Here is an 8,872-nt window from a genome sequence, read left to right as displayed (position 1 = left end):
TGCCCTCCGGGCCTCCCCTGACCCCCCGGCGCCGCCCCACGCCCGGGGGGGGGGGGCGCCGGGGGGGGGGCGGGGCGCCCCCCCCCCCCCCCCCCCCCGACGCTGGAAACAGTGGTGCAGCCGGCGCTATGCGCGGGGCCGTTCGAAGGTGAGGAGCAGGCCCTCGACCGCGCCGGGGCCGATACGCCCCTTGACGTCGGCAGAGGTGATCGCCTTCAGGCCCCAGCCGTCCTCGGCATGCTTGTTGAGAACCTTCTCCAGCTTGTCGCTGTCCAGCGCGTCACCGATCAGCGACTCCCGGAAACTGACGACCTTGTACTCGTAGGTGTAGCCGTTGCTCATGCCTGCGTGCCCTCCGGTGTGTTGTTGCACTGCCCGAGGTCAGCCAATCATGCTGCGAGGCCGGCCACACTTGCGGGAGGACGGGCCAGGCGCTCGCCACCCAGAGACCCCTTCCCGCCTGACAGGATCGTGGCCATGTCGATCGATCCGCTGGTGGCCGGAGCCCACCGACTGTGGGAGCACCTCGCCGGGGTACCGGTCCTGTTTCCGCCACGGGGCGGTGTCCACGTGGCTGTCTCCCCGGAATCCCGGATGTGCCCGGAGGGCTGGGTCGGCGTAGTGGCTCTGTGCGGATCGGCGATCGTGACCGTGCCCAGCGACACCGTCGGCGCGATCGTTCGCGACGCACTGCGGGGACTCCCGGTGGATGCTGCCGTGGACGCGGAATCGGTTGGCAGGATGCTGCCGGTGAGCAGAGTGCTCGGCCCGGCGGCGTTGTCATACGTGTCATCGGAGCGCTTCCGGCCAGTGCGCCCCGGTGTGCCGGCGGTGGAGCAACTACCCGCTGCAGATCCCGAGTTGAGGCAGTTGGAAAGGGTGGCGGGACCGGACGACGCCGATGAGGCCGGTCTGGACGAGATCACGTCGCCCGCGTTCGTGGTCCGTGAGCGCGGTCAGGTGGTCGCCGCCGCCGGATACCGAACCTGGCCGTGCGGAACCGCCCACGTCAGCGTGCTGACCGCACCACAGGCGCGAGGGCGCGGACTTGCCCGGGTGACGGGCTCCGCAACGGTCGCGCACGCCCTCGCTGCGGGGTTGCTGCCGCAGTGGCGCGCCCGGCGCCCGGCCTCCCGACGCGTGGCGGCCGCACTGGGCTTCGCGGAACTGGGCGCACAACTCAGCATCGAGATGGCCCAGCACCCTGCCCTCGACCGTGAACCTCCCCGCGCGTGAGACGGGTGCGCGTCACGCATGGATGCGCACCCGCCCCATGCGGGCAGTTGCCGAAGGCGTCAGCAGCAGCGGCTGTGCGGGTGCTCCTCGCGGTGGAGGGCCCGGAGCATCTGGTATTCGCGGCGGGTGGGGACCGGAGCGAGCGGGTGGTGGCGCCGGTGCCGCTCGCAGTAGCGGTCGTACTCCGCCTCCCCGGTCAGCTCGCGCAGATACCAGCGCACTCTCCGCGCCCAGGCCCGCGGGTTCATGAACCCGCCCCCACCAGCGGCTCGCCGGCCTGCTCGGGCCGGTCGATACGGGACTCGACGTACGGCGCCTCGGTCGTCGCCGGCGGGAGCGGCGACCGTACGGCCCGGACGCACACCACCGCCGCATTGACGATCACCACGGCGACCAGCAGCAGGAACAGGGCGATGAGGACGCCGTCGACGGTGGAGTTGGTCACCACGGCGTGCATGTCCGTGAGGCTCTTGGCGGGCGGCAGGACCTGGCCGGCGTCGAGGGCGTCGGCGTAGCGCGCCCGCTGGGCGAAGAACCCGACCTTGGGGTCGTCGGAGAAGATCTTCTGCCAGCCGGCGGTGAAGGTGACCGCGACCACCCAGGCCAGGGGCACGGCGGTGACCCAGGCCCAGCGCAGCCGCCCGGACTTGATCAGGACCGTGGTGCACACGGTGAGGGCGACGGCGGCGAGGAGCTGGTTGGCGATACCGAAGAGCGGGAAGAGCTGGTTGATTCCGCCGAGGGGGTCCGTGGCCCCGGTGTGGAGGAAGTAGCCCCAGGCGGCCACGACCAGGCCGCTGCACAGCCAGATGCCCGGCTTCCAGTTGACCCGGCCGAGCGGTTTGACGACGTTGCCCAGCATGTCCTGGAGCATGAAGCGGCCCACCCGGGTGCCGGCGTCGACGGTGGTGAGGATGAACAGCGCCTCGAACATGATCGCGAAGTGGTACCAGAAGGCCTTCAGCGCCGTGCCGCCGAAGACGCCGGAGAAGATCTCCGACATGCCGACGGCGAGGGTCGGCGCGCCGCCGGAGCGGGCGATCAGGGTCTGCTCCTCGACGGCGCTGGCGGCGTGGGTGAGCTGGTCGGGAGTGATGGTGAAGCCGAGGCCCGCCACCGCGTGCGAGGCGGACGCGGCCGTCGTGCCCAGCAGTCCGGCGGGTGCGTTCATCGCGTAGTACAGGCCCGGCTCCAGGGTCGCCGCGGCGATCAACGCCATGATCGCCACGAAGGACTCCATCAGCATCGCGCCGTAGCCGATCATCCGGACCTGGGACTCCTTCTGGATCAGCTTGGGAGTCGTGCCGGAGGAGACCAGCGCGTGGAAGCCGGACAGCGCGCCGCAGGCGATGGTGATGAACAGGAAGGGGAACAGTGCCCCGGCGAACACGGGCCCGGCGCCGGTCGAGGCGAACTTGCTGACGGCGTCGGCCCGCAGCACCGGGGCGGCGACCACGACACCGACCGCGAGCAGCGCGATGGTGCCGATCTTCATGAAGGTGGAGAGGTAGTCGCGCGGCGCGAGGAGCATCCACACCGGCAGGACGGAGGCGACGAACCCGTATCCGACCAGACAGAACACGAGCGTCGTCGGGCTCAGGGTGAAGACGTCGGCGAGCGAGGAGTTCTGGATCCAGCTGCCGCCGGCGATCGCGAGCAGGAGCAGGGCCACTCCGATGAGGCTGGCCTCGACGACCCGGCCGGGCCGGATGCGATGCATCCAGACACCCATGAACAGGGCGATGGGGATGGTCATCGCCACGGAGAAGGTGCCCCAGGGGGAGTGGGCGAGCGCGTTGACGACCACGAGTGCCAGCACCCCCAGCAGGATGATCATGATGGCGAAGACGGCGATCAGCGCCGCGGCTCCGCCCGCCCGGCCGATCTCGTCACGGGCCATCTGCCCGAGCGACTTGCCGTCGCGCCGCATGGACAGGAACAGCACCACCATGTCCTGCACGGCCCCGGCGAAGATCACCCCGGCCACGATCCACAGGGTGCCGGGCAGATACCCCATCTGTGCCGCCAGGACCGGCCCCACCAGCGGTCCGGCGCCGGCGATCGCGGCGAAGTGGTGGCCGAGGAGCACCCGGCGGTCGGTGGGGTGGAAGTCGACGCCGTCCTCCAGGCGCTCGGCCGGGGTGGCCCGGCTGTCGTCCGGCCGCAGGACGCGGCGGGCGATGAAGCGCGAGTAGAAGCGGTAGGCGATGGCATACGAGCCGAGCGCGGCGACGACCAGCCACACCGCGGAGATCTTCTCGCCGCGGGCGAGCGCGAGGACTCCCCAGGCGACCGCGCCCAGCAACGAGAGGGTGGTCCACAGCAGGAGTGACCGCGGGGACATACGGGAGCGGCCCGGACGTGGAGGCACCGGGAGACCGGTTCCGGGCATGGCGGACGTGGGCATGGCGGCTCCTCACCTCAAGGGTGATCAAAGGGCGTCAAGTGACAGAAAGGCTGTACGGAATCAGGGACCGTGACGGTCGTGCCTGGTCAGCGCATAGGCGGCGAGCAGACACAGGCCGCCGCCCGGCACCCAGGCGAGCTGGTACCAGTAGAAGAACGGCGTCCCGGCAAGCCGAGGGCTCGCACCGGCGTACCAGGGGACCCACAGCAGACCCGCGGCGGGCGCGAGGAGCAGTACGGCGATCGCGACGCGCCGTAGCCGGTGCTGACCGGTCCGTGCCATGACCTGCGCTCCTCTCCCCACCGCTGTCGGTCTGTGCAAGAGTTGCCCACCCCCCGGAAGTGGTTGACAGCGAATGTCCGGGAGATTTCCCGCCGGTTTTCTGTCATCGGAACCGGCCGCGTGCGCAACTCTCCGGCGAGGGCTCAGGCACACCAAGGACGGTGACCCATGGCGAACGGTGCCATGACCGCGACGTTCCTCGCCGTGATCGGCGGAGCGTCGCTGCTCGCCGTCACCGCACGGCGCCTGCACCCCACCGACCGGCTGCCGTCCCTGGAGGGCTGGGCGCTGGCCGACCGCAGCCTCGGCCCGGTGTGGACCTGGCTGCTGCTGGGCGGCACGATCTTCACCGCGTACACCTTCACCGCCGTACCAGGACTCGCCTACGGCAACGGGGCGCCCGCCTTCTTCGCCGTGCCGTACACGGTGATCGTCTGCCCGATCGCCTTCGTCCTGCTGAGCCGCCTGTGGGCGGTGGCCCGCCGGCACGGGTACATCACCGCCGCCGACTTCGTGCGAGGCCGCTACGGGTCCCCGCCGCTGGCACTGGTCGTCGCCCTGACCGGGATCCTCGCCACGATGCCGTATCTGGCGCTCCAACTGCTCGGCATACGGGCGGTGTTGACGGCCGGGGGAGTGTATCCGCGGGGCGTGACCGGTGACCTGGTGATGGTGGCACTGTTCGCGGGGCTGGCGGTGGCCACCTACCGGCACGGGCTGCGGGCGCCCACGGTCATCTCGGCGCTCAAGGCCGGCGCGGTCTTCGTCTCGGTCGCCGCGGTGTGCTGGCTGGTCCTGGAGCGGCTCGGCGGGCCCGGCGCGGTCTTCGACGGCGCCGCGCGACGCCTGGGCGGCACGGACGCGGCCCACTCCGCCCTGCTGCTCTCCCCCCAGCAGCAGCCCGCCTACGCCACCCTCGCCCTGGGCTCCGCGCTGGCGCTGCTGATGTACCCGCACGTCCTGACGGCCGCTTTCGCCGCCGACGGCCCGCGCACCCTGCGCAAGGTCTCCGTGGCGCTGCCCGCGTGGACCGGGCTGCTCGCCCTCTTCGGCTTCCTCGGCATCGCGGCCCTCGCGGCGGGAGTACGGGCACCGAAGGGCGGCGCCGAGGCGGCCGTACCGATGCTCGTGGACCGGCTGATGCCGGCGCCGCTGGCCGGACTCGTGTTCGCCGCGATCACCGTGGGCGCGCTGGTCCCGGCCGCCGTGATGTCGATCGCCGCCGCGACCAGCTTCGTACGCAATGTGTACGTCGAGTACGTCAACCCGACGGCCACGCCCAAGCGGCAGGTACGCATCGCCCGCGCGGTGTCGCTCACCGCGAAGGTCGGCGCGGTCGCCTTCGTGTTCGGGCTGCGCGACCAGGACGCGATCAACCTCCAGCTGCTCGGCGGGGTGTGGATCCTGCAGATCTTCCCCGCGGTGGCGATCGGCCTGTTCACCGGCCGACTGCATCCGCGCGCCCTGCTGGCCGGCTGGGCCGCGGGCATGGCGGCGGGCACCTGTCTGGTGGTGCGGGAGGGCTTCTCGTCCGTCGTGCCGTTCGGATTCGGCGAGCGGCCGCTGCAGGTCTACGCAGGCCTCGCGGCGCTCCTGCTCAACCTGGTCGTCGCCGTGGCCGGCACCGCGGCCCTCGAACGCCTCGGCGTCCCGCGCGGCGCCGACGCCACCCACCTGCCGTCCCGCCTGACCGTCAGGCGGCGCCCCGAGACGGGAGCGAACAACCCGTGAGACGCAGACAGCACCCCCGCGTAACGGTGCCGCAGGCCGTGCCGGCCGCGGTCACCGAACCACGCGTCCCGCAGCCCGCGGCCGCACCGCCCGACGCCCCCGAGGCCCTCACGCCCGCCCTGCGGGACCCGGCCGACCTGGAGCGCGAGGCCGCCCTTGCCCGTCTGTTCGAGGTGCACTACGCGTCGATGCTGAGGCTGGCCGTGCTCCTCGGCGCCGACGACCCGGAGAACGTGGTCGCCGAGGCCTACTACCAGATCTACCGCAAGTGGCGCAGGCTGCGGGAGGCCGGGGCTGCGGAGGCCTATCTGCGGTCCACGGTGTGCAATCTGACCCGGATGCGGATACGTCATCTGCAGGTCGCCCGCAAGCACGTCGAAGGACCGCCGAGCGACCTGGTCGCCTCCGCGGAGAGCACCGCCCTGCTCCACGACGACCAGCGCGCCCTGATCGACGCACTGCAGCAGCTGCCCGCACGGCAGCGCGAGGCACTCGTCCTGCGTCACTGGCTCGGACTCAAGGAGAGCGAGATAGCCGCCGCCATGGGCATCTCCTGCGGTTCGGTCAAGACACACACCGCGCGCGGCATCGCCGCGCTGAGCCAGGTGATGGAGGCCCGGCGATGAACGACACCTCACCGGACCGCACGGAACAGGAGCTGCGCGAGGCCCTGCAGGCCCTGGCCGGCGGTGTGCAGGCCGACCCAGACGCCTACCGCACGGCCCGCGGCGACTGGCTGCGCCGCGAGCGGCGCCGCCGCCTCGTGCTGGCCGCCCTCATCGCGGTGGTCTTCACCCTCGCCACCCTGATCGGGCTGTGGGTCCTCAACCAGACACCGGCCCATCCCGGCGTGATCTTCTCCGGCGCGGGCAGCCCTGGTGCCCTGGGAGGGGGGCTGACCGGTCGGAGCTGAGACCACCGCCCGCCGAGCGCCCGTACGACGGCGCAGGCCGACACGAACACCGGAGCACATCACACTTCATCGATCCATCTGATAGTGAAGGAAAGGGGCGCAGCGCTAAACTCCCGCAACCTAAACGTGGGGAAGGTCCGGGTATGCGACGGTGGGCCGAGTTCGTTCTGAGGCATCGCAAGGCGGTCGTGGCGTTCTGGGGACTGGTGCTCGTCGCCGGCATCCTGTTGGCCGGCCGGACGACGGACCGGCTGACGATCGACTTCTCCCTGCCCGGCCAGCCCGGCACGGTGACGGCTCACCGCATCGAGCACGCGTTCGGCAGCGGCGGCGACACGAACCCCTATCTGGTCTCGGTCACACTCCCCCCAGGACAGACGATCACCGGTCACGAGAGTGACGTGGGGCGGGCGTTCACGGCCGTCGGCACAGCAGCCCCCGGCCTACGCGTGATCGACGAGGCGAACACCGGGGACAAGGCGTTCCGGACGAAGGACGACCGCACGGCCTACGCCCTGGTGTTCTACCGGTTCAACCCCTCACCCAGCCAGAAGCTCCTGACCGATCCGATCCGGTCGGCGGCACAGCACGCCGCGCCGTCGGGTGCTGCGGTCGGCGTGACGGGGGAGGACGTGCTGGCCTCCGGCGGCGACAACGGCGGCGGACCGGGCGTCCTCGGGGAGACGCTCCTCGGCGCCGTCGGCGCGCTGGCCGTACTCGCCTTCGTGTTCGCGTCCTTCCTGGCCCTGCTGCCGCTGGTGGTGGCCGCGGTGTCGATCCTCGCGACCTTCGTGATGCTGCTGCCGCTCACCTACGCCACCGATGTGTCGTTCATCGTGCAGTTCCTGGTCGCCCTCATCGGCCTGGGCGTGGCGATCGACTACTCACTGCTGTTCGTCACCCGCTGGCGCGAGGAGCGCGACCACGGCCGGGAGAACCACGACGCGGTCGTCGTCGCGATGGAACGCGCCGGGCACGCCGTGCTGTTCAGCGGCGTCACCGTCGCGATCGGTCTGCTGGCGCTGGTGGTCCTGCCGGTCCCGTTCATGCGGAGCATGGGCTACGGCGGAGCACTCATCCCCCTGGCGAGCGTGCTGACGACGCTCACGCTCACCCCGGCGATCCTGGGCGGCATCGGGCCGAAGGTCGACTGGCCGAAGATCCGGCACGAGAACCGGGCCAGCCGCTTCTGGAGCCGGTGGACCACCGCTGTCGTACGACGCCGCTGGATCGCGGCCGCCGTGGCGCTCGGCACGCTCTTCGCTCTGACCGGAGTCTTCCTCGACGTCAAGATCGGTCTTGCCTCCTCCGAGTCGCTGGCCAAGAGCGGACCGGCCTACGAGACCCTGCAGACCCTGGAGCGGGGCGGTGTGCCGACCGGCGCCCTGACCCCCATGGAGGTCCTGGTCCGCACCGACCAGGCCCGCACGGCCGCCGCCCGGTTCGCCAAGATCGACGGTGTGAGCAGCGTGCTCGTGCCGTCCGGGCCGGCCGGCAACCGCGGCGGGGAGAGCATCGTCGTCGTCATCCCCGACCACGAGACGGTGAACTCCAAGAGCGTCGGCGTCGTCAAACGGGTCAAGACCGCCGCGGACAGCCTGCCCGGCGTCATCGGCGTCGCCGGCATCGGCGCGGCACAGATCGACTTCATGCACGCCGTCTACGGCAACTTCCCGCTGATGCTCACGATCATCGCACTGCTGACGTACGTCCTGCTGGTGCGCGCCTTCCGCTCGCTGCTGCTGCCGCTCAAGGCGGTCCTGCTGAACCTGGTCTCACTCGCGGCGACCCTCGGCCTGATGGTGATCTTCTGGCAGGACGGTCACGGCTCCGACGCGGTCTTCGGCATCGCGGCCACCGGCGCGATCACCTTCTGGATCCCGCTGATGGTCTTCGCGTTCCTGTTCGGACTGTCCATGGACTACGAGGTGTTCATCCTCTCCCGCATCCGCGAGGAGTACGACACCGGCCGCTCCACCGACGCCGCCGTGATCGAGGGGATCGGCCGCACCGGCCGACTGGTCACCAGCGCCGCGCTGATCCTCTTCCTCGCCTTCGCCGCACTCGCCTCGGGCCCCGGCACCGATCTGAAGACGCTGGCGACGGGCCTTGGCATCGGCATCCTCCTGGATGCGACCATCGTGCGGATGCTGCTGGTTCCGTCGCTGGTGTCACTGTTCGGCCCGTGGAACTGGCAGCTGCCCGGCTGGGCGGCCCGACTGCTGCGGGTGGCGCCGTCGCATCCGCATCCGGAGAAGGTGACGCCCAGCGCACAGCAGCCCACGAGCTGAAGCCCGGCGAAG

The 8,872-nt window shown here is 71.1% G+C and carries 9 protein-coding genes; 5 read left to right on the top strand and 4 right to left on the bottom strand.

Annotation, left to right across the window (positions count from 1 at the left end; all coding sequences use genetic code 11):
• Positions 1 to 126: 126 nt before the first annotated feature.
• Complete coding sequence (locus tag ACWC1K_RS30235; protein WP_266964598.1) at positions 127 to 342, bottom strand: DUF4177 domain-containing protein; 216 nt, start codon at positions 340 to 342, stop codon at positions 127 to 129.
• 135 nt (positions 343 to 477) lie between these two features.
• Between ACWC1K_RS30235 and ACWC1K_RS30230 the strand changes: the two genes are divergently transcribed.
• Positions 478 to 1,236: a GNAT family N-acetyltransferase gene (locus ACWC1K_RS30230; RefSeq protein ID WP_450836023.1), complete on the top strand. Its 759-nt coding sequence runs from the start codon at positions 478 to 480 to the stop codon at positions 1,234 to 1,236.
• Positions 1,237 to 1,295: 59 nt separating this feature from the next.
• On the opposite strand, the gene ACWC1K_RS30225 is transcribed toward ACWC1K_RS30230, so the two are convergent.
• The 3 genes from ACWC1K_RS30225 to ACWC1K_RS30215 are packed head-to-tail and all read right to left on the bottom strand — an operon-like array spanning position 1,296 to position 3,925.
• Positions 1,296 to 1,484: a YbdD/YjiX family protein gene (locus ACWC1K_RS30225; protein ID WP_450836021.1), complete on the bottom strand. Its 189-nt coding sequence runs from the start codon at positions 1,482 to 1,484 to the stop codon at positions 1,296 to 1,298.
• Positions 1,481 to 3,643, bottom strand: coding sequence for a carbon starvation CstA family protein (locus tag ACWC1K_RS30220; protein ID WP_450836020.1), 2,163 nt, complete (start codon positions 3,641 to 3,643; stop codon positions 1,481 to 1,483). The genes ACWC1K_RS30225 and ACWC1K_RS30220 overlap by 4 nt, the downstream gene beginning before the upstream one ends.
• 60 nt (positions 3,644 to 3,703) lie before the next feature.
• Positions 3,704 to 3,925, bottom strand: a complete 222-nt coding sequence (locus tag ACWC1K_RS30215) for a DUF3311 domain-containing protein (protein ID WP_450836018.1) — start codon at positions 3,923 to 3,925, stop codon at positions 3,704 to 3,706.
• Between the two features lie 168 nt (positions 3,926 to 4,093).
• Between ACWC1K_RS30215 and ACWC1K_RS30210 the strand changes: the two genes are divergently transcribed.
• The 4 genes from ACWC1K_RS30210 (at position 4,094) to ACWC1K_RS30195 (ending at position 8,860) form a co-directional block, all read left to right on the top strand.
• The gene (locus ACWC1K_RS30210; RefSeq protein WP_450836016.1) at positions 4,094 to 5,656 is read left to right on the top strand and encodes a sodium:solute symporter family protein; all 1,563 of its coding nucleotides are present in this window, start codon (positions 4,094 to 4,096) and stop codon (positions 5,654 to 5,656) included.
• The gene (locus ACWC1K_RS30205; protein ID WP_450836014.1) at positions 5,653 to 6,282 is read left to right on the top strand and encodes a sigma-70 family RNA polymerase sigma factor; all 630 of its coding nucleotides are present in this window, start codon (positions 5,653 to 5,655) and stop codon (positions 6,280 to 6,282) included. The genes ACWC1K_RS30210 and ACWC1K_RS30205 overlap by 4 nt, the downstream gene beginning before the upstream one ends.
• Complete coding sequence (locus ACWC1K_RS30200; RefSeq protein WP_450836012.1) at positions 6,279 to 6,569, top strand: hypothetical protein; 291 nt, start codon at positions 6,279 to 6,281, stop codon at positions 6,567 to 6,569. The genes ACWC1K_RS30205 and ACWC1K_RS30200 overlap by 4 nt, the downstream gene beginning before the upstream one ends.
• A gap of 143 nt (positions 6,570 to 6,712) precedes the next feature.
• Positions 6,713 to 8,860 carry an MMPL family transporter gene (locus ACWC1K_RS30195; protein WP_450836010.1) on the top strand — a complete coding sequence of 716 codons (2,148 nt, stop codon included), beginning with the start codon at positions 6,713 to 6,715 and terminating at the stop codon, positions 8,858 to 8,860.
• Positions 8,861 to 8,872: the final 12 nt, after the last annotated feature.

The organism is Streptomyces sp. NPDC001492 (genome assembly GCF_053597275.1).
Note: the sequence above shows the minus strand (reverse complement) of the source record. Positions and strands in the feature narration are given on the sequence as shown.

What these genes read in the sequence shown, in the direction of transcription:
- ACWC1K_RS30210 (WP_450836016.1), top strand. Translation starts at nt 4,094, where the DNA reads ATGGCGAACGGTGCCATGACCGCGACGTTCCTCGCCGTGATCGGCGGA.
- ACWC1K_RS30230 (WP_450836023.1), top strand. Translation starts at nt 478, where the DNA reads ATGTCGATCGATCCGCTGGTGGCCGGAGCCCACCGACTGTGGGAGCAC.
- ACWC1K_RS30200 (WP_450836012.1), top strand. Translation starts at nt 6,279, where the DNA reads ATGAACGACACCTCACCGGACCGCACGGAACAGGAGCTGCGCGAGGCC.
- ACWC1K_RS30220 (WP_450836020.1), bottom strand. Translation starts at nt 3,643, where the DNA reads ATGCCCACGTCCGCCATGCCCGGAACCGGTCTCCCGGTGCCTCCACGT.
- ACWC1K_RS30215 (WP_450836018.1), bottom strand. Translation starts at nt 3,925, where the DNA reads ATGGCACGGACCGGTCAGCACCGGCTACGGCGCGTCGCGATCGCCGTA.
- ACWC1K_RS30195 (WP_450836010.1), top strand. Translation starts at nt 6,713, where the DNA reads ATGCGACGGTGGGCCGAGTTCGTTCTGAGGCATCGCAAGGCGGTCGTG.
- ACWC1K_RS30235 (WP_266964598.1), bottom strand. Translation starts at nt 342, where the DNA reads ATGAGCAACGGCTACACCTACGAGTACAAGGTCGTCAGTTTCCGGGAG.
- ACWC1K_RS30225 (WP_450836021.1), bottom strand. Translation starts at nt 1,484, where the DNA reads ATGAACCCGCGGGCCTGGGCGCGGAGAGTGCGCTGGTATCTGCGCGAG.